13 protein-coding genes are annotated in these 16,265 nt (G+C 57.6%); 10 read left to right on the top strand and 3 right to left on the bottom strand.

Going from position 1 to position 16,265, the window contains the following annotated elements:
- The first annotated feature begins 83 nt into the window (after positions 1-83).
- The 6 genes from GS636_RS05300 to GS636_RS05275 all read left to right on the top strand — a co-directional run bounded on the left by GS636_RS05300 (position 84) and on the right by GS636_RS05275 (position 6,795).
- Positions 84-533: an isoprenylcysteine carboxylmethyltransferase family protein gene (locus GS636_RS05300; protein ID WP_171668709.1), complete on the top strand. Its 450-nt coding sequence runs from the start codon at positions 84-86 to the stop codon at positions 531-533.
- Between the two features lie 127 nt (positions 534-660).
- Positions 661-2,232, top strand: a complete 1,572-nt coding sequence (locus GS636_RS05295) for a Re/Si-specific NAD(P)(+) transhydrogenase subunit alpha (protein WP_171092230.1) — start codon at positions 661-663, stop codon at positions 2,230-2,232.
- Positions 2,233-2,245: 13 nt separating this feature from the next.
- The gene (locus GS636_RS05290; RefSeq protein ID WP_171668708.1) at positions 2,246-3,700 is read left to right on the top strand and encodes an NAD(P)(+) transhydrogenase (Re/Si-specific) subunit beta; all 1,455 of its coding nucleotides are present in this window, start codon (positions 2,246-2,248) and stop codon (positions 3,698-3,700) included.
- 148 nt (positions 3,701-3,848) lie between these two features.
- Positions 3,849-4,205, top strand: a complete 357-nt coding sequence (locus tag GS636_RS05285; protein WP_171668707.1) for a VOC family protein — start codon at positions 3,849-3,851, stop codon at positions 4,203-4,205.
- Positions 4,206-4,312: 107 nt separating this feature from the next.
- Positions 4,313-5,590, top strand: a complete 1,278-nt coding sequence (locus GS636_RS05280) for a DUF3422 family protein (RefSeq protein ID WP_171092224.1) — start codon at positions 4,313-4,315, stop codon at positions 5,588-5,590.
- A 107-nt stretch (positions 5,591-5,697) separates the two neighbouring features.
- Positions 5,698-6,795 (top strand): MFS transporter, encoded by a 1,098-nt coding sequence (locus GS636_RS05275; protein ID WP_171668706.1) that lies wholly within the window; start codon positions 5,698-5,700, stop codon positions 6,793-6,795.
- A gap of 6 nt (positions 6,796-6,801) precedes the next feature.
- Here GS636_RS05275 and GS636_RS05270 read toward each other — a convergent pair whose 3' ends face one another.
- The 3 genes from GS636_RS05270 to GS636_RS05260 all read right to left on the bottom strand — a co-directional run bounded on the left by GS636_RS05270 (position 6,802) and on the right by GS636_RS05260 (position 10,585).
- A complete protein-coding gene (locus tag GS636_RS05270) occupies positions 6,802-7,782 on the bottom strand; it encodes an ABC transporter permease (protein WP_171184912.1) in 981 nt (326 codons plus the stop codon).
- Complete coding sequence (locus GS636_RS05265) at positions 7,775-8,782, bottom strand: ABC transporter permease (protein WP_170375080.1); 1,008 nt, start codon at positions 8,780-8,782, stop codon at positions 7,775-7,777. The genes GS636_RS05270 and GS636_RS05265 overlap by 8 nt, the downstream gene beginning before the upstream one ends.
- Before the next feature lie 96 nt (positions 8,783-8,878).
- Positions 8,879-10,585, bottom strand: coding sequence for a peptide ABC transporter substrate-binding protein (locus GS636_RS05260; protein ID WP_171668705.1), 1,707 nt, complete (start codon positions 10,583-10,585; stop codon positions 8,879-8,881).
- Between the two features lie 284 nt (positions 10,586-10,869).
- On the opposite strand from GS636_RS05260, the gene GS636_RS05255 reads away from it, so the two are divergent.
- From GS636_RS05255 to GS636_RS05240, 4 genes are read left to right on the top strand one after another with little or no spacing between them, the layout of a single operon-like run.
- A complete protein-coding gene (locus tag GS636_RS05255; protein ID WP_171668704.1) occupies positions 10,870-12,690 on the top strand; it encodes an ABC transporter ATP-binding protein in 1,821 nt (606 codons plus the stop codon).
- Positions 12,691-12,695: 5 nt separating this feature from the next.
- Positions 12,696-13,862 carry an acetylornithine deacetylase gene (gene argE, locus GS636_RS05250; protein ID WP_171668703.1) on the top strand — a complete coding sequence of 389 codons (1,167 nt, stop codon included), beginning with the start codon at positions 12,696-12,698 and terminating at the stop codon, positions 13,860-13,862.
- 43 nt (positions 13,863-13,905) lie between these two features.
- On the top strand, positions 13,906-15,072 hold the full coding sequence (locus GS636_RS05245) for a M20 aminoacylase family protein (protein ID WP_171668702.1): 1,167 nt from the start codon (positions 13,906-13,908) through the stop codon (positions 15,070-15,072).
- A gap of 15 nt (positions 15,073-15,087) precedes the next feature.
- Entirely contained in the window at positions 15,088-16,251 is a 1,164-nt protein-coding gene (locus tag GS636_RS05240) for a M20 aminoacylase family protein (RefSeq protein WP_171668701.1), read from the top strand.
- Positions 16,252-16,265 lie beyond the last annotated feature (14 nt).

Raw genomic sequence — 16,265 nt, 5'->3', positions numbered from 1 at the left:
TTGCTATTCTGTTCTGAAAACGATAGGACAGCGCCCAGAAACGACACGTATCTTTACGTTACGTCATCCACAAAGGACCAACTATGCGCTGGATCGATGTTCCCCCTGTGTGGCTTGCGGGCTTTGTCCTTCTGGCATGGTTGCAGGGCTGGTACGTGGGATTGGGCCTGTCGCTTGAAGGCGGGCTGACCGACCTGATCAGTGGTGTTTTGATCGGAGGTGGCGTCCTGTTGGCGGTTATGGCAGTTGTCGAATTCCGCCGACATCAGACCACTGTCATTCCGCATGAAACACCAAGTGCGATGGTGCAATCCGGAATTTACAAACGCAGCCGCAACCCAATCTATTTGGGTGATGTGCTGATCCTGGCGGGTCTGATCCTGCGGTTTGATGCTGTCCTTTCGCTGGTGCTGGTGCCCGTCTTTGTGTGGGTGCTCGAACGTCGGTTCATTTTGCCTGAAGAGGATCGCCTGCGTCGCACCTTCCGCGCAGATTTTGCACGCTATGAGCGCAAAACGCGTCGGTGGGTGTAAGAGGGGCTGGCTCATGACACAACGTAACCGATGCTGCGCTTGCGAAATAAAATTACGCAAGATACATCTTTTCTTAACAAACCATACCCGAGGACCTGCTCGGCCTTAGACTCTAGGGGGACTGCCAGTGAAGATAGGCACACCGAAGGAAATATTGGATGGCGAGAACCGGGTCGCGATGACGCCGGACTCTGCTGTGCAGTTGCAGAAACTGGGCTATGAGTGCCAGATTGAGAAAGGGGCAGGTGCAGCCGCCGGTTTCTCGGATGAGGCGTACAAAGCCGTGGGCGTTGAAATCGTGAAGACGGCTGCGTCCCTGTGGAAGAGTTCGGACATCGTCGCCAAGGTGCGTATCCCGACTGAGACCGAGATGAAGCGTCTGACCAAGGGCAAGACGCTGATTTCCTTCTTTAACCCGGCGGGCAATGAAGACGGGATGGAGCTGGCCAAATCCAAGGGCGCGAATGTGATCGCGATGGAGATGGTGCCGCGTATCAGCCGTGCGCAGAAGATGGATGCGCTGTCGTCGATGGCCAATATCGCAGGTTATCGCGCGGTTATCGAAGCTGGTAATAACTTTGGTCGCTTCTTCACCGGTCAGGTGACTGCCGCCGGTAAAGTACCGCCTGCCAAGGTGCTGATCGTGGGCGCGGGTGTGGCTGGACTTGCCGCCATCGGGACCTCGACGTCTCTGGGCGCGATCACCTATGCGTTTGATGTGCGCCCGGAAGTGGCCGAACAGGTCGAATCCATGGGGGCCGAGTTCGTCTATCTGGACTTTGAAGAAGAACAGCAGGATGGCGCGGCCACTGGCGGCTATGCCAGCGTTCAGTCCGAAGAGTTCCGCAACGCGCAGCTCGCCAAGTTCCGAGAGCTGGCGCCCGAGATGGACATCGTCATCACCACCGCCCTGATCCCCAACCGCCCGGCACCGAAGCTGTGGCTGGAGGATATGGTCAAGGCGATGAAGCCGGGCTCGGTCATCGTTGACCTCGCGGCTGAGCGGGGCGGCAACGTTGAAGGCACTGTGCCGGACGAGAAGGTTGTTACCGACAATGGCGTGACCATCATCGGCTATACCGACTTCCCCAGCCGGATGGCGGCGCAATCGTCATCTCTGTACGCGACCAACATCCGTCACATGATGACTGACCTGACGCCTGAAAAGGACGGTCAGATCAACCATGACATGGAAGATGACGTGATCCGCGGCGCAACCGTGACCCATGAGGGTGAGATCACGTTCCCGCCGCCGCCGCCCAAGGTGCAGGCGATTGCGGCGCAGAAGAAGCCGGAAGTCAAAGAACTGACCCCGGAAGAGAAAAAGGCGCAGGAGATTGCGGCCTTTAAGGCGCAAACAAAGCAGCAGTTCACACTGCTGGGTGTCGGTGGCGCGCTCATGCTGCTGGTGGGGCTGGTTGCTCCGGCCAGCTTCATGCAGCACTTCATCGTGTTTGTGCTGGCCGTGTTTGTGGGCTTCCAGGTGATCTGGGGCGTGGCGCATTCACTGCACACACCTCTGATGGCGATCACCAACGCGATCTCGTCGATCATTATCGTTGGGGCCTTGATGCAGATCGGATCGGGGTCTTTCCTGGTCATTCTGCTGGCGGCGCTGTCTGTCTTCATGGCCGGGATCAACATCTTCGGCGGCTTCCTCGTAACACGGCGCATGCTTGCCATGTTCCAGAAATCTTAAGGAGGCCGGGCACATGGAATTTGGCTTCACCACTGCCGCCTATGTCGTTGCGGCTGTTCTATTCATTCTTTCGCTCGGCGGATTGTCGAACCAGGAAAGCGCCAAGCGCGCGGTCTGGTATGGCATCGTCGGTATGGCGTTGGCGGTCTTTGCCACGCTGGTTGGTCCGGGCTCGGGCCTGTGGCTGCTGTCGCTGCTGCTGATCGCGGGCGGTGGCTTTATCGGTCAATATGTGGCGCAACGCGTGCAGATGACCGAGATGCCGCAGCTGGTGGCCGCGATGCACTCGCTGGTGGGTCTGGCGGCTGTGTTCGTGGGCTTCAACGCGCATTTCGAGATCGGCAACGTGGCGCAGGTCATGGCGATTAAAGACAGTGCCGGGCAGGCGGACCTGTCCGATCTGGGCGCGTTTGCCAAGCTGATCGCCAAGAAGACTCCTGCGGAACTGGCGATTCTGCACGTGGAACTGTTCCTGGGCATCTTCATCGGTGCAATCACCTTTACCGGTTCGGTTGTGGCTTATGGCAAGCTGGCGGGCAAAGTGACGAGCGCGGCGACCAAGCTGCCCGGTGGGCATGCGCTGAACGCGGCTGCTGCGGGCCTCTCGCTAATCTGCCTGTTTTGGTACACCAGCACCGGCGGGTTCTTCCCGCTGTTCCTGATGACGCTGGCTGCGTTGTTCATCGGCTATCACCTGATCATGGGCATCGGTGGCGCCGACATGCCGGTGGTTGTGTCGATGCTGAACAGCTATTCGGGCTGGGCGGCGGCAGCGATTGGCTTCTCGCTGGGCAACGACCTGCTGATCGTGGTTGGTGCGCTGGTGGGCTCGTCCGGTGCGATCCTGTCTTACATCATGTGTAAGGCGATGAACCGTCACTTTGTCAGCGTGATCCTTGGGGGCTTCGGTGGCCCGCAGGGGGAACAGATGGCCGTTGAAGGTGAACAGATCGCCATTGAAGCGGACGGCGTTGCGGCTGCTCTGAATGACGCGGACAGTGTCATTATCATCCCGGGATACGGTATGGCCGTGGCGCAGGCGCAGCAGTCAGTCAGCGAGCTTGTTCGCAAGCTGCGTGCCAAGGGCAAAGAGGTGCGCTTTGCAATCCACCCGGTTGCGGGCCGCCTGCCGGGCCACATGAACGTGCTGTTGGCCGAGGCAAAGGTGCCTTATGACATCGTGCTGGAAATGGACGAGATCAACGACGACTTCCCTGACACGGACGTGGCCATCGTGATCGGTTCAAATGACATCGTGAACCCGGCCGCACAAGAAGATCCCAACAGCCCCATCGCCGGGATGCCGGTTCTTGAGTGCTGGAAGGCGAAGCAGGTGTTTGTGTCGAAACGCGGTCAGGGCACGGGTTATTCGGGCATCGAAAACCCGCTGTTTTTCAAAGAGAACACACGCATGTTCTATGGCGACGCGAAACAGTCGCTCGACAAACTGCTGCCCATGATCGACTGATCAAAAGGCTTAATCCAATTGCAAAGGGCGCCTTCGGGCGCCCTTTTCTTTTTTGTATTGCAGGAGGCTTTGCCTCCTGACCTCCAAGGTATTTTTAGCCAGATGAAGCAGCGGATTGTGGTAAAATGGATTGGTCAGGAGGTTTGTGATGCAGAAGGTGAATGGCATAGGAGGCGTGTTTTTTCGCGCCCGCGATCCAAAAGCTTTGAGCGCGTGGTACGCGGAACACCTGGGCGTCGATCATTACGATCCCGTGCCTTGGAAACAACGCGAAGGCTATACTGTCTTTGCTCCGTTTGCGCAGGACACCGAGTATTTCGGGCGGGAAGATCAGCAATGGATGATCAACTTCCGTGTCGATGATCTGGAGGCCATGACTCAGCAACTGGAGGCGGCTGGAATCGCCGTTGAAACGCATTCGGACTGGGACAGCGAGGTTGGGAAATTCGCGCGCGTCCACGATCCCGAGGGCAATCCCATCGAGCTGTGGCAGCCAAATCAATGAGATAGCTGGCTTGTATACCTTAGTATCCATGTAAGTATATGAAACAAAAAGAGAATTGATGTAACTGATATGTGTCGTATAGTGCGCGTGACGAGGCGGAGCCCTGAATGACACCGATTGACGACCATCCCCTTCGCTATGCGCTGGCCAATGAACTGCACGCACGACCATTCCCGGTTGCGTCCATGCCATGCACAGTGGTTTTTTTGGCAATCAAGAAACCCGAGGCTGCGGTTGCGCGCGATCGTAGTCAGGATTTGGCCCATTTGATCAATCTTCTGGATCGCCATGGCGCGCAGCACCCTCAGCCTGATGCCACGCATTACGCCGGTCAGATCGGCCGTCATTGGCTAAAATGGGAACAACACACCGAGTTTGTCACCTACACGGCAATCGCGCAGAACGTAAGCGACCGTGCGTTCAACCCGGCCGATTTCGAAGTTTTTCCTCTTGATTGGTTGATGGCCAGTCCGGGCCAAAGGGTCACATCTGTGATGGTTCGTGTCGTAGAGCGCGAAAGTGACGACGCGATTAAGTCCAAATTGCTGGACTGGTTCGAGCCTGAAAGCCTGGCCGTGGCCAGGGTGTTGGATGATGCCGCCGTATGCGCCAGCGATTTTCGCATCGATCCGGCAGGCCATATGCGGTTTGCTTTGTTCGTGGCCGAAGGAACAGGTCGCCGCCGAACGGGGCGAATTGTCCAGCGCTTGTGCGAAATTGAAACCTATAAGGCGATGTCCATGTTGGGTTTTGCGCGCGTTAAGCAGTTGATGCCGCGTATCGGAGAGTTGGATGGGCAGTTAACCCGGTTGATGGGACAGATGACCGACAACTCGGCGCAGCCCGACTCGCTTTTGCAGGATCTGCTGTCGACGTCGATTGAACTTGAAACTCTGTCAGCCCGGTGCTCGTTCCGGTTCGGGGCAACGGGTGCCTATGAAGCTATCGTCAATCAGCGGATTGAAGTGTTGCGGGAAGAGCGGTTCCAGGGCGGTCAGAACTTTGCCGATTTCATGATGCGGCGCTATGACCCTGCGATCCGGACAGTTAAGTCCACTGAACGCCGTCTTCAGGCTTTGTCTGACAGGGCTATCCGCGCGGGCGAGTTGCTGCGAACCAGGGTGGATGTGGAACGCAGTGCGCAGAACCAGGCATTGTTGGAAAGCATGGACCGTCGGGCGGATCTGGCCTTGCGGCTGCAGCATACTGTCGAAGGGCTGTCCGTTGTTGCCATCAGCTACTACGCGGTTTCATTGGTGAGCTATCTTCTGTATCCGCTGACGGCTTCGGGGATCAGCAAGGGCATGTTGACGGCGGCGGTTACAGTTCCCGTTGTGGCCGGAGTATGGTTCGCAATTCGACGGATCCGCAAGCGGCTTGGCTGAAGGTCAATTGCCAAATTTGGAAAGACCTGTAGAACAAAGGCGTTTGGCGAGCTACGCGAGGGTTTCCTGTGATTTCTTTAGGTGCAGCATGGCGGGCTGTTGCCGCCATGTTCATTCTGAATGGTGCTTTGTTCGGGATATGGGCCTCGCGCATTCCTGCCGTGCGCGACCGGTTGGGCCTGTCTCATGAAGAACTGGGCTACGGGTTGCTGTTCATGGCGGCTGGTGCTGTATGTTCTTTTCCCATCACCGGGCGGCTTACGGATCGGTTCGGCGCTGTTGCTATCACCCGCGTCATTGCGGTGCTCTACACCCTGTCGCTGATCCTGCTGGCCATTGCCGGGGGATTTTGGGGGCTGGCGGTCTTTCTGTTCATCTTTGGTGCTTTCCATGGCTCCATGGACGTGGCGATGAATGCCTGGGCGGCAGAGGTTGAACAGGCATATGACAAGCCTGTGATGTCTTCTTTCCACGCGATGTGGAGCCTTGGCGCGGGTCTTGGTGCGCTGAGTGGCTACGCTGCTGTTCAGATGGCGTTGAGCGTTCTTGCGCACTTCCTAACGGCAGGTGGGATTGTTGTGGGCTTTGCGCTGACCTTGTCTTGGGTGCACTGGACTTCAAAACGCTCGGAAGGGGAGCAAGGGTCCGTCTTTGCGTTGCCGTCCGGCATATTGGTGTTGGTAGGGTTTACTGCATTGTGCGGGGCATTGGGCGAAGGTGCCGTTGCAGATTGGAGCGCGATCTATTTGCGTGACATCACGAATGCGACTGAAAGCGTTGCGGCCCTGGGATATGCCGTCTTTTCCGTGACAATGGTGGCGTTTCGCCTTGCCGGTGCTTTTGTCATTACGCGCTTCGGCCCGGTTGCCACGGCCCGGTTCGGTGGGCTCTGTGCCGCTTTGGGCGTGTTTGGCGTGGTGTCAGCGGTGGCGCCAGAGCTTGCCTTGGCGGGCTTTGCCCTGATGGGGGTGGGCTATGCCGTTATAATGCCGCTGGCATTCAGTCGGGCTGCAAGTGACCTAGATGTGCCGCCGGGGCAGGCCATCGCCAGTGTTGCAACTTTGGGATATGGGGGGCTGTTGATCGGGCCGCCATTGATCGGCTTTTTAGCGGAATTGTTTGGCCTGCATCTGGCATTCTCGGTGTTGTTGCCGTTGGCGGTCCTGATCATTGTATTGGCCGGCGCGCTAAGGCGCGCCGACTGAATTTGCTTAACGTCCGCGAATGCGCGGATCCAGCGCGTCGCGCAGACCATCGCCCAGGTAATTCACGCTGAGCACGGTCAACGAGATTGCCAGTCCGGGCCAGAACACGCGCTCGGGGTATTGCTGCAAGTAGTCGACACCGTCGAACAGCAGCCGACCCCAGGTCGGGAAATCAGGCGGGAAGCCCAGCCCAAGGAAGGACAATGCGCTTTCGGTGATGATCGCCGTGGCAATCCCCAGTGTCGCGGACACCATGATCGGCGACAGCACGTTGGGCAGAATATGCCGAGTGATGATCTGACTGTTGCTGGTGCCGATAGAGCGCGCCGCCAGAACGAATTCACGTTCCTTGATGGCCAGCACGTCGCCCCGCACGATCCGGGCGGTTGGCATCCAAGAGGTGATGCCGATAGCGCAGACAATCAGGATGAAGATGCCCCGCTCCAACCCAAAGGCAGCCGATAATGGCTCGCGGAACAGAAGCATCATGACCAACAGCAGGGGCAGCAGGGGCAGGGCCAGGAACAGGTCCGTCAGGCGCATCAGCGGTCCGTCAAGCCGTTTGAAGAACCCGGCCAAGACACCGATAAACGACCCCAGGAAAAGCGCCAGAAGCATTGCCGTAATACCGACAGAGACCGAGGTCTGCCCGCCTGACATCATGCGCGCCAGAATGTCCCGGCCCAACTGGTCGGTTCCAAACGGATGTGCCCAGCTTGGCCCTTGATTGCGCGCACGGATGTCGATCTGCGTTGGATCAATGCTCCATAGTAACGGCCCCAAGTAGACGCCAGCCACAATGAAGATGAACAGGATCGCACCGATCATCGCGCCCTTATGGGTTTTGAACTGATCCCACACATCGCGCCATTGGCTGCGGGGTGGGGTGGTCAGTTCCTCCATCACGTCAGCGGTTGGCAACGCGGTGGAAGCAGGTGCTAGTCCTTCATCCGGGATCAGCGTGTCTGATTTGTCGGCATCAGTCATAGCGAATCCTCGGGTCCAGAATGCCGTACAGAACATCGGCGATCAGGTTGAACAGCACGATCAGCACGGCGAAGATGAAGGTCAGGGTTTGCACCATCGGCAAGTCGTTGGCCTGAATTGCGCCGATCAGCAACTGGCCGATACCATTCACCTTAAACACCTGCTCGGTGATGATAGCGCCGCCAAAGATGGCCGGGATACCCAGCGCAATCACAGTGACCACCGGGATCATCGAGTTGCGCAGGACGTGAACCATAACCACGGTGTATTCGCTAAGCCCCTTGGCGCGGGCGGTGCGGACGTAATCCTGATTGAGGTTGTCCAGCATCGAGGCGCGCATGAAGCGTGAAAGCTGTGCCGTGATTTGCAAGGCCAGAACCATGACCGGCATGATCATCTGTTTTAGCTGTACAACAAAGCTGTCCCAGCTGTTGACCACATGGGTGGTGTCATAGATCGACGGGAACCAACCCAGCTGGACCGAGAAGATCACGATCACCAGAACGCCCGAGAAAAAGGGCGGGACCGAAAAGCCGACCATCGACACGAAGGTGCCCATCTGGTCGAACCAAGAATACTGGCGATAAGCGGAATAGATACCGATGGGCAGGGCGATCAGAATGGCGACCACATAGGCGGTGCCAACAACCCACAGAGTCTGTGGGATACGTTGAACGACGATGTCCATAACGGGCGAGCGGGTCTGCCACGAAATCACACGCAGGTCACCTTCGGAAAAGGTGGTGCCAAACATGTGGTCGATCAGAACCTGCGGTTCGATCCAGAAGAATTGCACGATCCATTTCCAGAACCGGATATGCATCGGTTGGCCAAGGCCAAGCGCTTCGCGCATCTTCTCTTTGACTTCGGGCGGGACGGTAAGCGGGACCTGCGCCATCGGGTCGCCGGGGGCAAGCTCGAGCAGCAGGAAAATGACGAGGCTGATGAACAGCAGCGTGGGTACGGCCAGCACCAGTCGTCTGATTGTAAAGTTGAGCATTCAAAGGCGCCTTTGTTGATGCGTCTTTTTGTTGGAGTGGTCTGCAAATGACCGCGCCCCGATACGGGTCGGGGCGCGGCTTTGCAAGACTAATGCTTAGGAACCGGTCTTGCGGTACCAGTCCGCAATGTTCCACAGCTCGCTGTCCCAAACGTTCAGGACGACGCCACCCAGCGTGTTTGCGTGTGCCGACAGACGACCACGGTGGACCAGCGGGATCATGCCGCCGTTCTGAACCATGATGTCGTTCAGCTGCTTCGCAATCTCAGCGCGGGCTTCCAGACCCGCAGTTTCGGCCAGCTGACCATGCAGCCTGTCAAACTCTTCGTTACAGAAGCGGCTGATGTTTTCACCCTGCCACTGGCTTTCCGGCTTCGGTGCTTTGTCGCACAGGCCGTTGCCCAGGTAAGACTGCGGGTCCGTGCCGTTGAAGGTGTTGGCGTACATTTCAACGTCAGCATAGAACTTCTGGAAGGTGTCAGGCGAACCCGGGTCACCACCAAAGAAGACCGACGCATTGATGTTGCGCAGTTCGGTTTCAACACCGATCTGGCTCCACCATTCTTTGATCAGCGCCTGGAAGTCCTGACGAACGGCGTTGGTCGATGTCTGATAGACAATCTTCAGCGGAACGCCGTCTTTTTCGCGAACGCCGTCGCCATCGGAGTCAACGATGCCAGCGTCATCCAGCAGTTTCTTCGCGCCTTCGATATCCTGCGTGTCGCAAGTCATTGAAGTCGAGTTGAACGCAGCAGGAGCCGGAACCCAGTTACAGGTCACTTTACCCGCCTGGCCATAGCCGATCTCAACCAGCAGCGGGCGGTCGATTGCCATGGACAGGGCCTTGTAGACCGCAGGGTCTTGCAGGAACGGGTGCGGATGTTTGGCCGTCGAACGCTCGCCTTCCGGCAGGTCCGGTGACGGGTTGGTCTGGTTCAGCATGATGCGCTCGACCAGCGGACCAAAGCCTGCAACCGGCGTACCCTTGCCGCCTTCCTGCATCTGAGCAATCACTTCAGGCGCCAGCTGTAGGTTCCAGGCATAGTCAAACTCGCCTGTCTCCATAACGGCACGACCGGCAGCGGTTGCGTCGCCGCCGCCTTTGAAGGTTACGGTCGCGAAGGCGGGTTTGGCCGGATCACGATAGTTGTCATTGGCTTTGAAGGTGATCACGTCGTTCGGTTTGAACTCGGTCACGACAAACGGGCCGGTCCCGATCGGGTTGAAGTTCTGATCGGTGCACTCAGGAGCCTTCGCACCCAGGCAATCGGCGAACTGAGCGGCTTGAATAATTGGGCTTTCACCACCTACAAAGGGTCCGTACGGGAACGGGGTGGGCGCGTCAAAAGTGACCTTAACAGTCAGGTCGTCCAAAGCCTCGACCGAGGTGACGCCTTCAAACTTTGTGACCTGCGCACAGCCGCCTTCGGGGTGCATGCAGTAATCAGCAGTGAATTTCACGTCTGCCGAGGTGAATGGGGTGCCATCCGACCAGGTGATGCCGGGTGCGATTTTCCAAGTGATCGAGGTCAGGTCTTCGCTGACACCGCCGTTTTCAACAGTCGGGATTTCAGAGGCCAGGAAAGGAACCATGTTGCCGTCTTGGTCATAACGCGCCAGCGGTTCGATCACCAACGAGGCTGATTCCACATCTTTCGTACCACCCGATAGGAACGGGTTCAGGATCGACGGAGCTTGCCAATAAATGATACTGACGTTGCCGTCCGATCCCCGCTCGGCGAAGGCCATCGGAGCCATTGCCGTGCTTGCAATCGCACCAAGCAAAAGGGTTTTAATTTTCATAATTTACTCCCGAATTGGACACGTTTGTGTCTCGATTATTTCCGCATGGCCTGCGGACTTGGCGTTGCCGCTTTGGGGCAAGGTTTTGATCGATAAAGATAATAGCGCTAACGTTTTTCAGCGCGCGCTCTCCCCAAAGCAGTTACGAGGGGTATCGAAACAGAACTTGCAAAAAATGCAAGTGGTGCCGTCGCGAAAATGTGTAATGCGTTTGACTTTTCCCGGTAGCCCGCCGTAGCGTTCGGCACTCAGAACAAAAATGACAACGTCAGGGGAGCGTGCGCGTGCTGGATCAGCCTATTGCACAAATCAAAAAGCTGCGGGTGGAATTTCAGACCAAGGACGGCCCTGTCGTCGGCGTCGAAGACGTCTCGTTCGAGGTCAATCCGGGCGAAACCGTTTGTATCGTTGGTGAATCGGGCTCTGGAAAGTCGGTGTCATCGCTGTCTCTGATGCGGTTGGTCGAGTTCGGCGGGGGCGAGATTGCGGGCGGCGAACTGCTGTTTGATCGCCGCGATGGCGAAGAGATGGACCTTTCCAATGCCGACCAGGATCTGATGAAACAGATTCGCGGAAACGAGATCGGGATGATCTTTCAGGAGCCGATGACCGCCCTGAACCCGGTGTTTACTGTCGGCCGCCAGTTGACCGAAGGGCTGCGCATCCACAAGGAGATGTCGAAAGCGCAGGCTGAAGAAAGGGCATTGGAACTGCTGCGTCAGGTTCGCATTCCGGAACCGGAACGCCGCCTTAAGCAATACCCGCACGAGCTGTCCGGTGGGATGCGCCAGCGTGTGGTCATCGCGATGGCCATGGCGTGCGAACCGCGCCTGTTGATCGCGGATGAACCCACCACGGCTTTGGATGTGACCATTCAGGCCGAGATTCTGGCTCTGATGGACCGTCTCAAGCGGGAAACCGGCACAGCAGTGATGTTCATCACCCACGACATGGCTGTCGTTGCCCAGATGGCTGACCGCGTGGTGGTTATGTTCCGCGGCAACAAGGTCGAAGAGGGTACCGTCAAGGAAATCTTCGAGAACCCGCAGCACGACTATACCAAGGCCCTTCTGGCCGCGGTGCCAAAGCTGGGTGAGATGCGGGGTAAATCCGCACCCGAGCCCATGAAGCTATTGGGGGTGGAGGGGCAGAATATTGCCCCCATCCCCGGCACCGAAGAGGTTCTGCTGACCGTCAAGAATCTGACGACGCGTTTTCCGGTCAAAGGCGGGCTGTTGCGGCGCACGATTTCGAACGTCCATGCAGTTGAAGACGTCTCATTCACTCTGAACAAGGGCCAGACCCTCAGCCTTGTGGGTGAATCCGGGTGCGGCAAATCCTCGGCCGGACGCTCGATCCTGCGGCTGGTCGAGCCCATGGCGGGTGAGGTCAATCTGGACGGCGTCGACGTCATGAAGCTGGATCCGTCCGGCCTGCGCAAGGCGCGGCTGGACATGCAGATGATCTTTCAGGATCCCTTCGCGTCGCTGAACCCGCAAATGCAGTTGGTGGATCAGGTGGCTGAACCGATGCGCAACTATGGGGTTGCGTCTGGATCAGAGCTGCAAGACCGCGTCGCACAGCTGTTCGACAAGGTGCAGCTGCCCCGCAGTTTCATGCGCCGTTTCCCGCATGAAATGTCAGGTGGTCAGCGTCAACGGATCGCCATTGCCCGGGCCTTGGCCCTTAACCCAAAGCTGATCATCGCGGATGAAGCCGTTTCGGCCCTCGACGTGTCGGTGCAGGCACAGGTGCTGAACCTGATGATGGAACTGCAATCCGAGCTGGGCCTGTCCTATCTGTTCATCAGCCACGATATGGCCGTGGTTGAACGGGTCAGCCATTATGTCGGGGTCATGTATCTGGGTCGCATCGTCGAGCTTGGCCCACGCGCCCGGGTCTTCGAAAACCCCCAGCATGCCTATACGCAGGCGCTGATGAAGGCAGTTCCGATCGCGGACCCCAACAAGCGGAAGTCCGAAAAAGACCTGAACTTCAAGCCGATTCCGTCTCCGATTCATCCTGTGGGCCACACGCCGAAACCTTCGCAATATCAAGAGGTTGAGCCGGGTCACTTCATCCTGACGACGGACAGCGGATACTAATACCAATGGCAAAACGCCTGACGCCGCTTGAGATCATGACCAAGCTGATCTCTTTCCCGACTGTAAGCCGCGAAACCAATCTGCCACTGGTGGATTGGGTTGAGGAATATCTGCAAGGTCACGGGATCGAATCGCATCGTTGGCCGGACCCGGACCAACCGCACAAGGCTGCGATCTTCGCGCATGTTGGTCCAATCGAAGAAGGCGCAGTGGTTCTGTCTGGTCACACTGACGTCGTGCCGGTGGATGGTCAGCCGTGGGATACGGATCCCTTGTCCGTGACCGAGAAAGACGGCAAGTATTTTGGGCGGGGCACCTGCGACATGAAGGGCTTCGATGCTTTGGCCATTTGGGCCCTTGTCGAAGCGCATCACGCCGGGGTCAAACGGCCATTGCAGCTTGCGCTCAGCTTTGATGAAGAGGTCGGCTGCACTGGTGCGCCGCCTATGATCCAGGCGATGCAGGAAGTTCTGCCCAAAGGATCCGCCGTGATCGTGGGTGAACCATCCATGATGCAGGCCGTGACAGGGCACAAAGGTGGTTTCGGCTTTGATACCCACATCACGGGATTCGAAGTTCATAGCTCGATCATGCACACAGGCATCAACGCGATTATGGAGGCCGCGCCTCTGATCGATTGGGCGAACCGGCAGAACGCAGCAAATATGGCGGCGGACCCCAGCCCGGTTGCCGCCGTGTTCGATCCGCCATGGACGACCTGCCATGTTGGCATGATTGAAGGTGGCACAGCGCACAATATTACCGCCAAGGACTGCAAGTTCATGATGGATTTCCGAACCGTGCCGGATGAATCCAAGGCGCAATGGCAGGATGCTTATTTTCAGCAGGTCCGCGCGATTGAGGCCCGTATGCAGCAAGTGCACCCCGAGGCCCGTATCGAACTTTCCGAAAACTTTTCTATCCCGGGACTCGTGCCTGAACAGGATGGTGAAGCGGAAACTCTGGTGCGCGCGTTGACGGGCGACAATGCCAGCCATGTTGTCAGCTATGGAACTGAGGCGGGGCAGTTTCAGGAAGCTGGTTATTCGGCGGTGATTTGCGGCCCCGGCGATATTGCGCAGGCCCATCAGCCGAACGAGTTCATCTCGGTCGCGCAGTTCGAAGCTGGGCAAAAGTTCATGCAGCGCTTGGTTGAAAAGCTGGGCACCTGATCCGACGTAAAGCGGTAATCGCAGCCGAAGGGGAGGTTTTGAGATGCCGGTCAAAAACAGACTTGCGGAAATGCATGGCGAGATTACCAAGTGGCGCCGTTATCTACATGCACATCCTGAGCTTATGTATGACGTTCACGAAACCGCAGCATTTGTTGCGGACCGTCTGAAAGAATTTGGTGTAGACGAGATTACTCCGGGGATTGGCAAAACTGGTGTTGTTGGAGTGATCAAAGGGCGTACGGATACGCAGGGGCGTGTCATTGGCCTGCGGGCAGATATGGATGCGCTGCCGATTGAAGAGGCAACGGGGCTGGACTATGCCTCAACCGTTTCAGGTAAGATGCACGCCTGCGGTCATGACGGTCACACCTCAATGCTGTTGGGGGCAGCGCAATATCTGGCCGAGACACGCAATTTCGACGGCACCGTGGTTCTAATCTTTCAGCCAGCCGAAGAAGGTGGCGCAGGTGGACTGGCCATGTGTCAGGACGGGTTGATGGACCGCTGGGGCATTCAGGAAGTTTATGGCATGCACAACATGCCCGGTCTTCCCGTGGGTGAGTTTGCCATTCGACCGGGTGCGCTGTTGGCTTCATCTGATGAGTTCAAAATTACCGTCACCGGCAAGGGCGGGCACGCCGCCGCGCCGCATGATGCGGTGGACACGACGCTGGTTGCCTCGCATATCGTTGTTGCGTTGCAATCCGTGGTGTCGCGCACGGTTGACCCGATCAAGCGTGTTGTCTTGACAGTTGGAACTTTCGAAACGGACAGTGTGGCGTCAAACGTGATTGCGCACACCGTGCGTTTACAGGGAACAGTTCGGACGCTGGATCCTGAATACCGCGCAATCGCGGAAGAGCGGGTGCGCCGGATTGCCGAGGATACGGCGTCGGCCTTTGGAGCCACGGCAGAGGTAGTTTGGGAGCCTGGTTACCCTGTGACCGTGAACTCGGATGCCGAAACAACGTACGCAGCCGAGGCAGCCCAAGCTGTCTCGGGTAAGGTCAACGACAGCACGGACCCGATCATGCCGTCCGAAGATTTTGCCTATATGCTTGAAGAACGGCCCGGAGCCTACATCTTTATCGGGAACGGGGACACGGCCATGTGCCATCACCCCGAATATAATTTTGATGACGACGCCATTCCCGCCGGCTGCAGTTGGTTTGCCGAGCTTGTGGAACGACGATTGCCCGTCGCATAAATCAGGGAGAATGACATGCCGATTAAAAACCGCCTTGCAGAGATGCACGATGAAATCACAGGTTGGCGGCGTGACATTCACCAACATCCGGAAATTCTGTATGACACCCACCGCACCAGCGCACTGGTTGCCGAAAAGCTGAAGGAGTTCGGCTGTGATGAGGTTGTCACTGGCATTGGTCGGACCGGTGTGGTTGGGGTCATTCGCGGCAAAAGCGACACGCAGGGCCGCGTGATCGGGCTGCGCGCGGACATGGATGCGCTGCCGATGCAGGAACAAACCGGGTTGGACTATGCCTCGAAAACAGAAAACGCGATGCATGCCTGCGGTCATGACGGGCATACGGCCATGGTTTTGGGCGCAGCGAAATACCTGTCTGAAACCCGCAATTTCGACGGAACCGCTGTGGTGATTTTCCAACCCGCCGAAGAAGGCGGCAATGGCGCAGAAGCCATGTGCAAAGACGGTTTGATGGACCGGTTCGGCATTCAGGAAGTCTATGCCATGCACAATGTTCCGGGCCTGCCCACCGGGCAGTTTGCGATCCGGTCGGGGCCATTGCTCGCGGCAGCGGATGAGTTCTCGATTCAGCTGGAAGGGCGGGGCGGTCACGCGGCGAAACCACATGAGACTGTGGATACGACGGTGATGATGTCGCAATTGATCGTGGCTTTGCAGACCATTGTGTCACGCAACGCAGACCCGATTCAGCAGGGTGTCCTGTCTGTAACGTCGGTCGAGACCTCGTCCAAAGCGTTCAATGTGATCCCGCAATCGGCGCAGATGCGCGGTACGGTGCGCACGCATTCGAACGAGATGCGCGACTTGATTGAGAAACGCCTCAAAGAGGTCGCCGAAGGGATCGCCGCGACGTTCGGTGGTTCGGTGAACGTCAATTACACGCGCGGTGTACCGGTGACGATCAATGCTGAAGAGCAAACAGGTTATGCCGAAGAGGCCGCTGTTTCTGTTGGTGGCAGTTGTGTCGAGGCTTCGATGGTGATGGGGGGCGAGGACTTCTCGTTCATGCTGGAAGAACGGCCCGGAGCCTTCATTGTTCTGGGCAACGGAGACAGCGCCGGGTTGCACCACCCGGAATACAACTTCAACGACGAGATCATCCCGATCGGGTGCTCGTGGTTTGCGGAAATGGTCGAGCGCCGGATGCCGGCGGCTTGAATTAGGAGAGAGAA

Source organism: Ruegeria sp. HKCCD4884, from assembly GCF_013110855.1.
Taxonomy (GTDB): domain Bacteria; phylum Pseudomonadota; class Alphaproteobacteria; order Rhodobacterales; family Rhodobacteraceae; genus Ruegeria.
The sequence above is the reverse complement of the archived record's forward strand: the minus strand, read 5'-3'. Positions and strand labels throughout refer to the sequence as shown.